We start from the raw sequence: 14,324 nt of genomic DNA, 5'->3' as shown, positions 1-14,324 counted from the left end.
CGCGCCCCTCACGCCCCTCACGTCCCTCACTCCCGATCGAGGCCCGTACGTGTCCAACCACTGCGCACCGCACAGCCTGAACGTCCTGAACCCGGCCACCGCCGAGGTCGTCGCCACCGTCCCGACCACCGACGCCGCCGCTGTCGGCGCGGCGGTCGCCCGCGCCGCCACCGCCCAGCGCGTCTGGGCCGCGGCGGCGCCGGCCGACCGCGCCCGGCTGCTCCGCCGGTTCGCCGCCACCGTCGACGAACACATCGAGGAACTGGCCCTGCTGGAGGTCCGCGAGGCCGGTCACACCATCGGCAACGCCCGCTGGGAAGCGGGCAATGTGCGCGACCTCCTCGACTACTGCGCCGGTGGGGTCGAACGCCTGCTGGGCCGGCAGATCCCGGTCGCCGGCGGCATCGACTTCACCCTGCTGGAACCGCTCGGCGTCGTCGGGGTCATCGCACCGTGGAACTTCCCGATGCCGATCGCCGCCTGGGGCGCGGCCCCGGCGCTCGCCGCCGGCAACGCCGTACTGCTCAAGCCCGCCGAGACCACCCCGCTGACCGCACTGCGCCTGGCGGAGCTGGCCCTGGAGGCCGGGCTGCCCGGCGGACTGTTCCAGGTGCTGCCGGGCGAGGGTGCGGTGACAGGCGCCGCCCTGGTGGACCACCCCGGCGTGGCCAAGATCGTCTTCACCGGCTCCACCCGGACCGGCAAGCACATCATGACCCGCTGCGCCGAACGCGTGAAGCGACTCACCCTGGAACTGGGCGGCAAGAGCCCCAACGTCGTCTTCGCGGACGCCGATCTGGAGGCCGCGGCGGCCGGGACACCGATGTCCTTCCTGGACAACGCCGGCCAGGACTGCTGCGCCCGGACCCGCATCCTGGTCGAGCGCCCGGTCTACGACCGCTTCCTCGATCTGCTGGCACCGGCCGTCGCCGCCGTGGTGGTCGGCGACCCGTCGGACGAGAAGACCCAGATGGGTCCGCTGATCTCGGCCGCCCAGCGGGAACGCGTGAGCGGGTTCGTGGCGGCCCTGCCCGACGGCGTACGGACGATCCTCGGCCCGGCGCCCGACGGCCCCGGGTTCTGGTATCCGCCGACCGTGCTCGCCGGGGTGTCGCCCGATGCCCCGGTGGCCGTCGACGAGGTCTTCGGGCCGGTCGCCGTGGTGCTGCCGTTCGACGACGAGGCGGACGCCGTACGACTGGCGAACGCCACGGAATACGGTCTGGCCGGATCGATCTGGACGCGTGACGTGGCCCGCGCGCTGCGGGTCGGCCAGGGGCTGCGGGCCGGGAACCTCTCGGTCAACTCCCACTCCAGCGTCCGCTACGCCACTCCCTTCGGCGGCTACAAACAGTCCGGACTGGGGCGCGAGCTCGGCCCCGACGCACTCGCCGCCTTCACCGAAACCAAGAACGTCTTCATCAGCACGGAGGCCTGAGCACCATGACCGACACCACCGCTGTCTGCCGCCGCCTGGTCGGCCGCACCGCCGTAGTCACCGGAGCCGGGAGCGGCATCGGGCTGGCCACCGTCCGGCGCCTGGCCGCCGAGGGCGCGCACGTCGTCTGCGCCGATGTGGACGAGGCGAGCGGCAAGGCCGCCGCCGAGGAGGTCGACGGACTCTTCGTACGTACCGACGTCACCGACGCCGAGCAGGTCGAGGCGTTGTTCAAGGCCGCGTTCGACACGTACGGCTCTGTCGACATCGCGTTCAACAACGCGGGGATCTCGCCGCCCGAGGACGACTCCATCCTGGAGACCGGTCTCGAAGCCTGGCGCCGGGTGCAGGAGGTCAACCTCACCTCCGTCTACCTCTGCTGCAAGGCGGCCATCCCGTACATGCGCCGCCAGGGCAGGGGCTCCATCATCAACACGGCCTCCTTCGTGGCCCGGATGGGCGCCGCCACCTCGCAGATCTCCTACACCGCATCCAAGGGCGGCGTGCTGGCCATGTCGCGCGAGCTCGGTGTGCAGTTCGCACGGGAGGGCATCCGGGTCAACGCGCTGTGCCCCGGGCCGGTCAACACCCCGCTGCTCCAGGAGCTGTTCGCCAAGGACCCGGAGCGGGCCGCGCGCAGGCTGGTGCACATCCCGCTCGGCCGGTTCGCGGAGCCCACCGAGATGGCCGCCGCCGTGGCCTTCCTGGCCAGCGACGACTCCTCGTTCGTCAACGCCACGGACTTCCTGGTCGACGGCGGGATCTCCGGCGCCTACGTCACCCCTCTCTAGCCGGCATACGGCCGGGGCCCATGGCCGCCCCGGCCGCGCCTGTCCGCAGCTGTCCCTCTCCACGGGCTGGTACGGGGCCAACCAGGCTCGTATCCAGCGTCTCCTCGACCGCTACGGAAGCTGCTCGCCGCACCACCGAACCGGCCGGGCCGCTCCGGTGGCGGTCTTCGACTGGGACAACACCGTCATCAAGAACGACGTCGGCGACGCCACCATGTTCTGGCTGCTGCGCAACTCCCGGATCCGGCAGCCCGAGCACGGAGACTGGCGCACCACCAGCCGTTACCTCACCGACGCGGCGGCCGAGTCGCTGCGCGCCGCCTGCCCGGACGGCACCGGCCGCGACCGCACCCTGCCGACCTCGACCGACACCGGCTGCGCCGACGAGATCCTGTCCGTCTACAGCGAGGCCACCACCACCTCGGGACAGGACGCCTTCGCCGGCTACGACCGCCGCACGATGGAACCCTCGTACGCCTGGCTGGCGCAGCTCACCCACGGCTGGACGGCGGCGCAGGTGCGCTCCTTCGCCGCCGCGGCCCGCGCCGAGAACCTGGCCGCCCCCGTGGGCGCCACCCAGCGGGTCGGCAGCACCACCGACGCCACCGGCTACGTCCGCTACTACGACCAGCAGCGCGACCTGATCCGCACGCTGCGCCGGGCCGGATTCGACGTGTGGATCGTCTCCGCGTCGCCGCAGCCCGTGGTCGACGTCTGGGCCGGGGGCGTCGATGTCGCCCCCGGGAACGTGATCGGCATCAGGTCCACCACCGAGCGGGGCCGCTACACCTCGCACCTGAGCGCCTGCGGCAGCGCGCGTCCGGGCGAGGACTCGCAGATCACCTACATCGACGGCAAGCGCTGCTGGATCAACAAGGAGATCTTCGGTGTGCGCGGTGCGGCCGCCTCCCGGGTGCAGGCCCCGGCGAGGCGCCCGGTGTTCGCCGCCGGGGACTCCGACACGGACGTGTCGATGCTCCGTGACGCGACCGGGCTGCGACTGGCCCTGAACCGCAACAAGGCCGAGCTGATGTGCCGTTCCTACGACGACGCGGACGGCAAGTGGCTGGTCAACCCCATGTTCATCGCGCCGAAGGGCCGGCTGAACGGCACCTATCCGTGTGCCACCACCGGCTACACCGCGTCGGACGGAACCCCGGGCCCGGTGCTCCGTGGCGACGGCAGTGTGATCCCCGATCAGCACGACACCGTCTTCGCGGGCTGACGTCCGGGTACGCGTGGTGGCCGAGGGGGCCGGATCCGCCCCTCGGCCGGCGGCCACCACGCGCCCCGCGGCTCAGCCGCTGACGCTCGCCGCGCCCGTCTCGATGTGTCCGGTGTACCGCCGCGACCAGGAGGCGTCACCGCTGATCTTCACCGTGAAGTCGTACCAGCCCCTGGTCAGCGCCACCGCGTTGAAGTAGTCCTCCTTGCTGCCGCCGGCCGGGACGGTGTACGTCCAGGGGCCGTCGCTCCGGTACTGGCCGGAGGTCACGGTGAACGTGACGGCACTCGCCGAGGTGTTGGTGAAGGTGAACCAGAGGGCGGGCCTGCTGGTGTCCGGTGCCTCTGCGTAACGGGCGGCCACCTCGCAGGATCTGCCCGCCGCCGTCGCGTCGCCGGTGAACCGGCGCAGGAACCTGTTGGGTCCGGCCATGGTGAAGTCGTACTTGCCGTCGCCGTTGGCCGTGCCGATGTTGAAGAAGTCCGTGGCGGTGCCGCCCGCGTCCACGGTGTACTGCCACGGCACCGTCGAACGGTGGGCGTTGGGGTGCACCGAGAAGTGTGCGGCCCGGGTCGCCGGTGCGCCCTTGTTGGTCATGGTCAGCCAGAGCTTGACGACTCCCGCGGCACCGAACTCCAGCCGGTCCAGATCACCGCCGGGCTGGTAGGGCAGCGCACGGGCGGGCCGGGTGCCGGGCTCCTGCACGGGCTGTGCGTTGTTCTGCGGAACGGGGTTGGGCAGGGGGCCGCAGGTGTTCATCCCGATCACCGGGGTGGCCGGCAGGCCGGACGGCACTCCGTTCACCGGATGGGCGAAGTCGAAGGCGCCGGTGAGGTCCCCGCAGACCCTGCGCCGCCAGGCACTGATACCGGCACAGGCCGCCGGCTTCCCGAGAGCCGTGGTCCAGGTCTCCAGGAAGCGCAGCACGGAGGTGTGGTCGAAGACCTCCGAGGAGACCCAGCCACCGCGGGTCCAGGGCGACATGACGATCATCGGGACGCGGAAGCCGAGGCCGATGGGCACTCCGCCGAGGAATTCCCCCTCGGTTCCGGCGGGCGGCGACGGGGGCGGTACGTGGTCGAAGAAACCGTCGTTCTCGTCGTAGTTCAGGAAGAGCACCGTGGAGTCGAAGACGTCCTGATCGGCGGCGAGCGCCCGGTACACGAGGTCGACGAAGTGTGCTCCGTCGCCGGGCGGGGCGTACGGGTGCTCGGAGAAGGCCTGGTTGGCGACGACCCACGACACCTGCGGCAACGTACCGGCCACCACATCGGCCTTGATGGCGGCGGCGATGTCGTCGGGGGTGGAGCCGGTCACCTTCCGCACCGACGCCATCCCGAGGTCGTGCAACGGGTCGCCGGCCGGCGCGTCCGTGAACTTCCGGAAATAGGCGAGGCCGTTGTCGCCATAGTTGTCGTCGGCGTTCTGGTAGACGCGCCAGGACACACCGGCCCGTTGCAGCGCCTCGGCGTACGTCTCCCAGGTGAGTCCGGACTCGTCACCGCCGTCCTTGCTGGACGCGTCCACCTTGCCGCTCCACAGGAAGGTGCGGTTCGGGCCGGTGGCACTGAGCGCCGAGCTGAAGTAGGCGTCGCACACCGTGTAGTTGTCGGCGAGCGCGTAGTGGAAGGGGATGTCCGAGCGCTCCAGATGGCCGAGCGAGCGGACGTTCCCCACACCCGTCACCCAGTTGTCCATCCGGCCCTTGTTCCAGGCCGCGTGCTGGGACGTCCAGCTGTGCGGCAGATCGCCGTTGCACTGGGCGATCGTCTCGGGATCGGCGCCGCCCGCGGCCGGAGTGGCGCTGAGCTTCCAGGGATACTGCCGCCCCGTGCCGTTGGGCTGGTCGAAGACGCTGCGACCGCCGCCGATGGTGATCCCGGAGCGGTCCGAGAAGCCGCGTACGCCCTTGAGCGTGCCGAAGTAGTGGTCGAAGCTGCGGTTCTCCTGCATCAGCACCACGACGTGCCGGACGTCCTTGATGGTGCCGGTCGCCGCGGTCGCGGTCGCGGTGCCCGTCCGGACCGCGGCGCCCGCGGTCACCGGGGGCATGGCGGCTCCCGCCGCCACGCCCGCGCCGAGCGCCACAAATCCCCTGCGGGTGATCGGTGTCATCTGCCTGCCTTCGCCGGATTCGGATGCGTCGTCGGGACGCCGAAGCCAGGGTGGCGCCCCAGATGGTCCGGCACCAGACCTTTGACAGGAGACCTACCTGAACCATTGCCAACTCATCCGCCAAAAGGGCGAATTCAAAGGTGCGTGACGAGATGTTTGTGGAAACGGATCACGGCCGATGATTGTCGTTCGGAGGCATCCGTGTCCCCTCCGGCGCCGGATCGGACAGCACCTCCCGCAGTCGCGCGGCGAACGCCTCGGGGTCCTCGACACAACCGGTGTGCCCGCCGGGGAACTCCACGAGCCCGCCGATCCCCCGGTCCGCCAGCCGGGCACCGGGAATCGCCGTGAGCAGGGTGCGGGAGTCCTCCCCGACACCGATGACCAGCTTCTCCCCGCCACGCCGCAGGGCCGCCAGGTCCGGCACGTACCCGCTGAACGAACACAGCACGTGCTCCAGGAACACCGGGAGGTTGACCCCCGTCCGCCGGAACGCCTCGGCCTCCCGCGCGGAGGTTCCGGGCGCCTCCCGGTGTCCGCCCCCGGCCGGTTCGGGCGCCTCCGGGTCCGTCAGTCCCTCGGTCATGGTGGCCAGCGCCGCGGCCACCCCGCCCCTGCGGAAGGAGTCGCGCACCGCGGCGAAGAGCTTCCGCCCCCGCTCCGGATCGGGCAGCAGTTCCACCGACGGCGGTTCGTGCGCGACCACTCGGCGCAGCCGCTCCGGGTGACGGGAGAGCAGGTCCAGGGCGACGATCGCGCTCGAACTGGAGCCGAACACGGCCACCGGACCGCCGTCCGGTGACAGCAGCTCGATCAGCCGGTGGGCGTCGTCGCTGTGCACCGCCACCCGCTGCTCCTGCGGCGCGCCGTCGAGCAGGCTGCGCGAGTAGCCGCGCGGGTCGAAGGCCGCGACCGTCCAGCTGTCGGCCAGCCGCGCCGCCATCCGGTCGTAGAGCCCCGCGTCGCCGCTGCCGCCCGGCATCAGGAGCAGCAGCGGGCCCCGGCCGCGCACCTCGTAGTACAGCGTCGCGCCGGGCACCTTCAGATGCCCGGTGCGCTCCGGCAGCATGTGGTCAGTCATGTCCGTTCTCCCCCTCGTCGGTGCCTTCACCGGTGGCGGACGGCCAGTGCTCCAGCAGGAAGTGCAGGGCCTCGACGGAGCGTTCCCAGGACTTCTGCACGTCGCGGGGCGCGCCGAAGCCGCCGCTCGCCTCAAGTGCGCAGTATCCGTGGAAGGTGCTGCGCAACAGCCGTACCGCGTCCGTCAGATCGGGCTCGGACAGTCCGTAGGCGCGCAGCATCGCACCCGTGGTCTCGATGGTGCGGTGGTACGCGGCCGACCCGGCGACGATCTCGGGGTCGACCCGCATCTGCGTCGCCTCGTACCGTCCCGGCCGCTCCAGCGCGAAGGCCCGGTAGGCGTCTGCGAACGCGACCAGCGCGTCCTTCCCGGCCCGGCCGGCGACCGCGGTGCCGATCCGGTCGATGAACTCCCCGGCGGCCAGCAGCGCGACCCGGACACGCAGGTCGTGCAGGTTCTTGACGTGGGAGTACAGGCTGGCGTCCTTGACCCCGAAGCCGCGGGCCAGCGCGGAGATGGTGACCTTGTCGAAGCCGATGGAGTCGGCCAGATCGGCCGCCGCCGCCACCACGCGTTCGGTCGTGAGACCCGCGCGAACCATTCGCCACCTCCGTCGAAACCCACCTAGAGGTCCTAGGCGGTTTCCTAATATACACAGGTGACTCCATCCGGGCGATGCCGAACAGGCCGTTGCCGCACCCCGTGCCCATACTGAAGATCCCGGCACTGCCGAAGATCCGGGCATCCCCGAAACAGATTGCAGAGCACACAGATGAGCGGCACTGCACAGATCGGCGTCACAGGTCTCGCGGTCATGGGCCGCAACCTCGCACGCAACTTCGCCCGCAACGGATTCACGGTCGCGGTGCACAACCGGACGGCCGCGAAGACGGACGCGCTGATCGAGGAGTTCGGCGACGAGGGCTCCTTCGTACCCGCGCACACCCCGCAGGAGTTCGTCGCGGCGCTGGAGCGTCCGCGCAGGCTCGTCATCATGGTCAAGGCGGGCGACCCGACCGATGCGGTGATCCAGGAGTTCGCCCCGCTCCTGGAAGAGGGCGATGTCGTCATCGACGGCGGCAACGCCCACTTCGAGGACACCCGCCGACGGGAGAGGCAACTGCGAGAGCAGGGCATCCACTTCGTCGGCACCGGCATCTCGGGCGGCGAAGAGGGCGCGCTCGACGGACCGAGCATCATGCCGGGCGGCAGCAAGGAGTCCTACGACTCGCTCGGACCGATGCTGGAGAAGATCTCCGCGAAGGCCAAGGACGGCGCCCCGTGCGTCACGCACATCGGTCCTGACGGCGCCGGACACTTCGTGAAGATGACGCACAACGGCATCGAGTACGCGGACATGCAGCTCATCGGCGAGGCCTACCAGCTGCTTCGCGACGTGGCCGGATACTCTCCCGCCAAGATCGCGGACATCTTCCGGGTCTGGAACACCGGGCGCCTGGACTCGTACCTCATCGAGATCACAGCAGAAGTGCTCTCCCATGTCGACGCGGCGACCGGAAAGCCCTTCGTGGATGTCGTGCTCGACCAGGCGGAGCAGAAGGGCACCGGCCGTTGGACCGTGCAGGTCGCCCTCGACCTGGGCGTTCCGGTCTCCGGCATCGCCGAGGCCGTCTTCGCCCGCTCCGTCTCCGGCCACGCCGCCCTCCGTGATGCCTCACGCCACCTCGCCGGACCGACCGCCCGCAAGCTCGGTGAGAACGAGGCGGCGGCATTCGCCGACCGGGTCGAGCAGGCACTGTATGCCTCGAAGATCGTCGCCTACACCCAGGGCTTCCACGAGATCGCGGCCGGCAGCGGGCAATACGACTGGGACATCGATCTCGGCAGGGTCGCCTCGATCTGGCGCGGCGGATGCATCATCCGGGCCGCGTTCCTCGACAGGATCACCAGCGCCTACGAGGCCCAGCCCCGGATGGCGAGCCTCCTCTCCGACAAGAGCTTCGCCGAAGAGATCGCCGCCGCACAGGACGACTGGCGCACCGTGATCGCCACCGCCGCCGCCCAGGGCGTCCCCACCCCCGCCTTCGCCGCCGCCCTCGCCTACTACGACTCCCTGCGCGCCGGACGCCTCCCCGCCGCCCTCACGCAGGGCCAGCGCGACTACTTCGGCGCACACACCTACCACCGCGTCGACCGCGACGGCACCTTCCACACCCTCTGGGGCGGTGACAGAACCGAGGTCGAGAGCTGACCGGTGCCCACCGAGCCGCTGACGGGGCGGGCGACCCTCCCGGTCCGGGCGAAACCTGTCCGCAGTGCCGGCCGTCCTCGCGGACGTCGGCGTCCGGAGCCGGCAACCCAAGGGGCATGACCTGCGGAATACGCGGTCTGACAGAATGGCCTGCGAAATCTCGGGCGACGCGCGTCAGGAAACCGGTGTGAATCCGGTACGGTCCCGCCACTGTGACCGGGCTGCACACAGCCCGGAAGCCAGATACTGGCCGCGCCGCCTTCTCGTACAACCAGGGGACGAGGACATCCCCCGGAAAGGCTCGGCCATGCCCCCGATACGCCGTGTACCCCTCGCGCTCATACCCCTGCTCCTGCTGCCGCTCACCGGCTGCGGCACCGGCGGCGAGAGCAGGGCAGAGGCCGCACCGGCCGCCGAAGGTTTCCCCTACACCGTCACCAATTGCGGTACGAAGACGACCTTCGACGCCCCGCCGAAGCGGGTCGTCACCATGAACCAGCACGTCACCGAGATCATGCTGGCCCTCGGGCTCCAGGACCGGCTGGCCGGGACCGCCTACCTGGACGACAGCATCCTGCCGGAGTACCGGTCCGCGTACGACAGGACCAAGGTGCTCGCGAAGGAGTACCCCTCCAAGGAGGTACTGCTCGGCGCCAACCCCGACTTCGTCTACGGCGGGTACGCCAGCGCCTTCGACAAGGCCAAGGGCCAGGACCGGGCGGGGCTCCAGAAGGACGGCATCAACACCCGGCTGAATATCGAGAACTGCACCGAGGGCAAGGTCGGCGTCGATCAGCTCGCCACCGAGATCACCCAGGTGGCCAGGGTCTTCGGCGTTCCGGAGCGCGGCAGGAGCCTGATCGCCGAGGAACGACGGAAGATCACGACGGTCGGAACGGAGCTCAAGGGCTCCGCACATCCCTCGGTGTTCGTGTACGACTCCGGCGACAGCTCCGCGTTCACTGCGGGCGGCAAGGGCGTCGGCAACGAGATCGTCCGGCTCGCCGGGGGCCGGAACGTCTTCGCGGACCTCGACGCCACCTTCGGCGACGTGTCCTGGGAGCAGGTCATCAAGCGCAGGCCCGAAGTGGTCGTGATCTACGACTACGGCGGCACCACGGTCGAGGCCAAGAAGAAGCGGCTGCTGAACGACCCGGCACTCGCGGACGTGCCGGCGATCAAGAACAAGAAGTTCGCGGTACTCCCGCTGTCCTCGGCCGTGCTCGGTGTCCGGGTCGCCGACGCCGTACAGGACCTGGCCGGGCAACTGCACCCCGGCACACTGTGAGCGCGGGGCCCGCCCGCCCCGGCCCCGAGTCCGTCCTGCGCTCGACCCCCGTCGTGATCGGCGCCCTCGTGGTGCTGCTGCTCGCGACGGTGGTGGCCGGTCTGGCGCTCGGCCCGGTACGGATTCCGCCGGGAGAGGTGTTGCGTACGGTCCTGGGCGGTGAACGCTCCGGCGCGTTCCCCACGATCGTGTGGGAGGTACGGCTGCCCAGGGTGCTGCTCGGGGCCGTCGTCGGCGCCGGGCTGGCCCTGTCGGGCGCGGTGCTCCAGGCGCTGGTGCGCAATCCGCTGGCCGATCCGTTCCTGCTGGGCGCCTCGTCCGGGGCGTCGGCGGGCGCCGCCATGGTGATCGTGCTGGGGGTCGGCGCCGGGATGGCCACCGACGTGGCGCTGCCCGTCGCGGCGTTCGCCGGGTCCATGGCCGCACTGGTCGCCGTCTACGCGATGGCCCGGCGCGGCGGCACCATGACGACGGGCCGGCTGATTCTGGCCGGGGTGGCGATCCAGTACGTGCTGTCCGCGTTCACCAGCCTGATCCTGGTGCTGTCCTCGCGGGCCGAGCATGTGCGGGCGATCCTGTTCTGGACCCTGGGCGGCCTGGGCGGCGCCCGCTGGGACCAACTGGCGCTGCCCGCAGTGGTGTTGGCTGTCGGTGCCGTGCTCCTGATCAGCCTGGCCCGTCCGCTGGATCTGCTGCTGACCGGGGAGGAAGGGGCCCGCAGCCTCGGCCTGGACCCCGGACGATTCCGGGGCGGGGTCTTCGTGCTGGTGTCACTGATCATCGGCGTGCTGGTCGCCTACAGCGGGGCGATCGGCTTCGTCGGCCTGATGGTTCCGCACGCCGCCCGGCTGATCGTCGGCGCGTCCCACCGCAGGCTGCTGCCGGTGACGGCGCTGGGCGGGGCGGTCTTCCTGCTGCTGGCCGATCTGCTGGCGCGGACCGTGGCAGCCCCCGAAGAGATTCCCGCCGGGGTGGTCACCGCCCTGGTGGGCGGCCCGTTCTTCCTCTGGCTGCTGCGCCGCTCCAGCCGTACCGAAGGGATCACCGGATGAGCCCGGCACCGCCCCCGACGGCGCTCGCCGCCGACGGGATCAGCTACGAGGTGGCCGGCCGTACCCTGCTCGACGCGGTCACCCTGGACGCCGCCCCCGGCGAGACGGTCGGCCTGGTCGGGCCGAACGGCAGCGGCAAGACCACCTTCCTGCGCTGTGTGTACGGTGCCCTGCGCCCCGCGGCGGGCCGGGTCCTGCTGGACGGAACGGACGCCGCGGCGCTCAGTACGAAGGAACGGGCCCGCCGCGTCGCCGTCGTTCCGCAGGACAGCCCCGGCACCTTCGGCCTGACCGTACGCCAGATCGTGGCGATGGGCCGAAGCCCGCACAAACGGTTCTGGGAGCAGGACGACGCCGAGGACGCCCGCCGCATCGACCGGGCGCTCCAGCGTGTCGGCGCGGCGCCCCTGGCCGGCCGCCGGTTCGAGGAGCTGTCCGGCGGGGAACGGCAACGGGCCCTGATCGCCCGCGCCCTGGTCCAGGAACCGGGGCTGCTGGCGCTCGACGAACCCACCAACCATCTGGACGTCCGCTACCAGCTGGAGATACTCGGCCTGGTGAGGACCCTGGGCACCACCAATCTGCTGGTGCTGCACGACCTCAATCTGGCTGCCTCCTACTGCGACCGGCTGTTCGTCCTCAGCGCCGGACGACTGGTGGCGTCCGGTTCCCCGCACGCGGTACTGACGGAAGAACTGCTGGCCGAGGTCTACGGGATACCGTCCCGGATCGGCGTCCACCCGGTCACCGGCTCCCCCAACGTCGTCTACCTCCCGCTGTCATGAGCGACGACGCCTCCCCCGTCTGGACGCCCTTGCCGCACGGACCACGCTGGCAGGTCACCGAGGGCGAACCGCCCGCGAGCGAGGCAGGGCAGTGGCTGGCAGCCGGCCGACTGGCCGATCCGGCGAGCGAGGAGCTGTCGACGCTGCTGGAGCTCGAACGCACGAGCAGCGGCCACCGCAGCGGCCATGCGACCGCCCTGACCCTGATGGCGGTGTACGCGGGCCGGGTCACTGCCGCCGCCGTGCTCCACTGGGCGCTGCACGACGAGGTCCCGGACATGCGGTCGGACAATGTCCTGGTACGCCCCGCCACGCACGGCATCGGCGGAGTCCGGGTGCGCAGGGCCCGGCTGCTGGTGCCCCGGGCCGGGGAGGACTCCGTACGGCTGCTGCACCGCACCCTGCTCGACGGGCATCTGCTGCCCATCGCCGACGCGTTGCGTCGTCGCACCCGCGCCGGGGCCAGGCAGTTGAGCGGAGGGATCGCCCACGGCTGCGCCACGGCACTGTGCGCGTTGGGCGACCAGGTGGATCTGCTGGCCGCCCGCTGGCGGCAGTTCGCGGACACCGCACCCGGCGGACTCGCGGCACTGGGCGAGGTCGCACGGGTCCGGCGGACACCGGGCGGACCGGAGCGGCTGGTCTATCTGCGCAACACCTGCTGTCTTTACTACACGAGCGCGGAGGAGGTGCGTTGTGCGAGCTGTTGTCTGACAAGCCGCGAGGAGCGGCTGCGCGCGTACGCGAGTCCGAAGTGACGCCGGACACGGGGGGCGACACAACGGAGTGGATACGGGCAACTGACACTCCCTCGCTTCGGACTCAGGGGTGAGGGCCCTCGACGGGCCCTCACCCCTGAGAATCAGGCCCCCGGCGCAGAGCGATGGTGTCGCCCACCTTGATCACCTTCTCGCGGACGGCGACGCCGAAGGCGGAGCCGTCGACGGCGGCCTTCCAGGTGTTGGAGCCGCTGTTGGTCCTGCCGTTGACCGCGGTGATGGTACCGGTGCCCGAGGTGGGGGTCACGCTCGTGACGCAGCCCGCCGGAGAGGCTCCGCTGGTCGCGGCGGCCAGTACCTCCCCGAGGGTCGTGGTCGTCCCGGTCGGGGTGAAGTGCACCGAGCACACCTTCAGGTTGCCGGTGCCGTCGTCGACGGTCAGCGCGAGCTCGGTGGAGGTGCCCGCGGTGAAGGCGGGCTGGGCGACCCACTGCGGAGCGCCCGGGGTGACCGGGACCGGCGGGGCGGCCGTGAAGCCACCGCCGGCGACCGCGCGAAGTGCGTCGATCGAGGAGTAGGGCGACGGTGCGGTGTCGGACGGCTTGTACTTGAAGCCGCCCGCCGGGTCGAACTGGTTCGCGATCAGGAAGTCGATCGGTGTCTTGCCGTTGACGGTGACGAAGTCGCCGGTCTGGGGGTTGATTCCACAGGCGTTCAGCCCCGCCACGCCCCAGCCGTTGGAACTGGTGTTGACCCCGTAGAGGGAGTTGAACGCACCGGTGGTGCCGACCAGTTTGCCCTTGAGGAAGTTCTTGGCCCGGACGACGTCCGCGTCGGTACCGGGAACGCCCGAGACACAGAGGGCGGCCATCGCGGCGCCGGTCATGTCGACGTCGCTCGCGGAGTCGAGAGCCGTGGAGTCGCCTTCGGCCCTGCTGTAGGTCCAGCCGCCGTCGACGTGCTGGTTGGCCCGGATACGGGTGACCACCGAGTCGGTCAGCGACTGCGGGACGCGGGCGCCGTCGGCCCGGGTCCTGGCGCCGCCGAGGGCGAGAGCCGCGAAGACGGTGCCGTTGAAGTTTCCGGACGGGCCGAAGTAGCCGGGCTCGGCGGTCTGCCAGTACGAGTAGATGTCGGCGACGAGGTTGCGGGACGCGGAGACGCGGGCCGGGTCGATGCCGGCGGCGTACGCGTTCAGCGTGCCCCGCTCGTAGTCGGTGACCACGGGGGCGGCGGAGGGCCAGCCGGACGTGGACAGCAGGTTGCGGTAGACGGTGCGGGCGTTCTTCGTGGTGTCACCGCCCGGAGCGACATCGACGACGGCGGTTCCGGACGCCGCGAGGGCGCTGAACGCCCACTCGTTGGACAGGCCGGAGCCGGCGTACGAACCGTCCGCCGCCTGGAGCGACCTGAGATAGGAAACACCGTTGGCCCTGGACTTGGCCACCTGCGCGGGACCGGAGGTCGCGAAGGCGGACGGGGCGGTGAGGGCAAGAGCTCCGCACACTGCCGGCAGCACGAGTGCGAGGCGGCGGGACGCACGAAGACGGGGCATGGCCTGCTCCTGGAATCGGCGGACGCCGGCCTCCGGCGCATGCCGGGCTCTCCGTGCAAGGGC

General features: G+C 71.0%; 12 protein-coding genes and 1 riboswitch. Of the genes, 8 read left to right on the top strand and 4 right to left on the bottom strand.

The window, feature by feature from the left end:
* Nucleotides 1-49 precede the first annotated feature (49 nt).
* The 3 genes from AADR41_RS09735 to AADR41_RS09725 all read left to right on the top strand — a co-directional run bounded on the left by AADR41_RS09735 (nucleotide 50) and on the right by AADR41_RS09725 (nucleotide 3,454).
* Entirely contained in the window at nucleotides 50-1,438 is a 1,389-nt protein-coding gene (locus AADR41_RS09735; RefSeq protein ID WP_342280919.1) for an aldehyde dehydrogenase family protein, read from the top strand.
* Between the two features lie 5 nt (nucleotides 1,439-1,443).
* The gene (locus AADR41_RS09730) at nucleotides 1,444-2,229 is read left to right on the top strand and encodes a 3-oxoacyl-ACP reductase (RefSeq protein WP_342280918.1); all 786 of its coding nucleotides are present in this window, start codon (nucleotides 1,444-1,446) and stop codon (nucleotides 2,227-2,229) included.
* Between the two features lie 157 nt (nucleotides 2,230-2,386).
* Entirely contained in the window at nucleotides 2,387-3,454 is a 1,068-nt protein-coding gene (locus tag AADR41_RS09725; protein WP_342280917.1) for a haloacid dehalogenase-like hydrolase, read from the top strand.
* 72 nt (nucleotides 3,455-3,526) lie between these two features.
* On the opposite strand, the gene AADR41_RS09720 is transcribed toward AADR41_RS09725, so the two are convergent.
* The 3 genes from AADR41_RS09720 to AADR41_RS09710 all read right to left on the bottom strand — a co-directional run bounded on the left by AADR41_RS09720 (nucleotide 3,527) and on the right by AADR41_RS09710 (nucleotide 7,251).
* Nucleotides 3,527-5,569 carry a phosphocholine-specific phospholipase C gene (locus AADR41_RS09720; RefSeq protein WP_342280916.1) on the bottom strand — a complete coding sequence of 681 codons (2,043 nt, stop codon included), beginning with the start codon at nucleotides 5,567-5,569 and terminating at the stop codon, nucleotides 3,527-3,529.
* Between the two features lie 169 nt (nucleotides 5,570-5,738).
* Complete coding sequence (locus tag AADR41_RS09715; RefSeq protein ID WP_342280915.1) at nucleotides 5,739-6,650, bottom strand: alpha/beta fold hydrolase; 912 nt, start codon at nucleotides 6,648-6,650, stop codon at nucleotides 5,739-5,741.
* The gene (locus AADR41_RS09710) at nucleotides 6,643-7,251 is read right to left on the bottom strand and encodes a TetR-like C-terminal domain-containing protein (RefSeq protein ID WP_342280914.1); all 609 of its coding nucleotides are present in this window, start codon (nucleotides 7,249-7,251) and stop codon (nucleotides 6,643-6,645) included. The genes AADR41_RS09715 and AADR41_RS09710 overlap by 8 nt, the downstream gene beginning before the upstream one ends.
* Nucleotides 7,252-7,422: 171 nt before the next feature.
* On the opposite strand from AADR41_RS09710, the gene gndA reads away from it, so the two are divergent.
* From gndA to AADR41_RS09685, 5 genes are all read left to right on the top strand, one after another.
* Entirely contained in the window at nucleotides 7,423-8,862 is a 1,440-nt protein-coding gene (gene gndA / locus AADR41_RS09705; protein WP_342280913.1) for an NADP-dependent phosphogluconate dehydrogenase, read from the top strand.
* Between the two features lie 116 nt (nucleotides 8,863-8,978).
* A riboswitch (cobalamin riboswitch) is annotated at nucleotides 8,979-9,131 on the top strand.
* Between the two features lie 38 nt (nucleotides 9,132-9,169).
* On the top strand, nucleotides 9,170-10,150 hold the full coding sequence (locus tag AADR41_RS09700) for an ABC transporter substrate-binding protein (protein ID WP_342280912.1): 981 nt from the start codon (nucleotides 9,170-9,172) through the stop codon (nucleotides 10,148-10,150).
* A 35-nt stretch (nucleotides 10,151-10,185) separates the two neighbouring features.
* Nucleotides 10,186-11,202 (top strand): FecCD family ABC transporter permease, encoded by a 1,017-nt coding sequence (locus AADR41_RS09695; RefSeq protein WP_342280964.1) that lies wholly within the window; start codon nucleotides 10,186-10,188, stop codon nucleotides 11,200-11,202.
* Nucleotides 11,199-11,987: an ABC transporter ATP-binding protein gene (locus tag AADR41_RS09690; protein WP_342280911.1), complete on the top strand. Its 789-nt coding sequence runs from the start codon at nucleotides 11,199-11,201 to the stop codon at nucleotides 11,985-11,987. The genes AADR41_RS09695 and AADR41_RS09690 overlap by 4 nt, the downstream gene beginning before the upstream one ends.
* On the top strand, nucleotides 11,984-12,745 hold the full coding sequence (locus AADR41_RS09685) for a (2Fe-2S)-binding protein (RefSeq protein WP_342280910.1): 762 nt from the start codon (nucleotides 11,984-11,986) through the stop codon (nucleotides 12,743-12,745). Before AADR41_RS09690 ends, AADR41_RS09685 begins: the two co-directional genes overlap by 4 nt.
* 91 nt (nucleotides 12,746-12,836) lie before the next feature.
* Here the strand turns inward: AADR41_RS09685 and AADR41_RS09680 are convergent, their stop codons facing one another.
* Nucleotides 12,837-14,261: a hypothetical protein gene (locus tag AADR41_RS09680; RefSeq protein ID WP_342280909.1), complete on the bottom strand. Its 1,425-nt coding sequence runs from the start codon at nucleotides 14,259-14,261 to the stop codon at nucleotides 12,837-12,839.
* Nucleotides 14,262-14,324 lie beyond the last annotated feature (63 nt).

It is taken from the genome of Streptomyces sp. CLV115 (genome assembly GCF_038448545.1).
Taxonomy (GTDB): domain Bacteria; phylum Actinomycetota; class Actinomycetes; order Streptomycetales; family Streptomycetaceae; genus Streptomyces; species Streptomyces sanglieri.
Note: the sequence above shows the minus strand (reverse complement) of the source record. Positions and strands in the feature narration are given on the sequence as shown.

What these genes read in the sequence shown, in the direction of transcription:
- AADR41_RS09700 (WP_342280912.1), top strand. Translation starts at nt 9,170, where the DNA reads ATGCCCCCGATACGCCGTGTACCCCTCGCGCTCATACCCCTGCTCCTG.
- gndA (WP_342280913.1), top strand. Translation starts at nt 7,423, where the DNA reads ATGAGCGGCACTGCACAGATCGGCGTCACAGGTCTCGCGGTCATGGGC.
- AADR41_RS09685 (WP_342280910.1), top strand. Translation starts at nt 11,984, where the DNA reads ATGAGCGACGACGCCTCCCCCGTCTGGACGCCCTTGCCGCACGGACCA.
- AADR41_RS09680 (WP_342280909.1), bottom strand. Translation starts at nt 14,261, where the DNA reads ATGCCCCGTCTTCGTGCGTCCCGCCGCCTCGCACTCGTGCTGCCGGCA.
- AADR41_RS09710 (WP_342280914.1), bottom strand. Translation starts at nt 7,251, where the DNA reads ATGGTTCGCGCGGGTCTCACGACCGAACGCGTGGTGGCGGCGGCGGCC.
- AADR41_RS09690 (WP_342280911.1), top strand. Translation starts at nt 11,199, where the DNA reads ATGAGCCCGGCACCGCCCCCGACGGCGCTCGCCGCCGACGGGATCAGC.
- AADR41_RS09730 (WP_342280918.1), top strand. Translation starts at nt 1,444, where the DNA reads ATGACCGACACCACCGCTGTCTGCCGCCGCCTGGTCGGCCGCACCGCC.
- AADR41_RS09720 (WP_342280916.1), bottom strand. Translation starts at nt 5,569, where the DNA reads ATGACACCGATCACCCGCAGGGGATTTGTGGCGCTCGGCGCGGGCGTG.
- AADR41_RS09715 (WP_342280915.1), bottom strand. Translation starts at nt 6,650, where the DNA reads ATGACTGACCACATGCTGCCGGAGCGCACCGGGCATCTGAAGGTGCCC.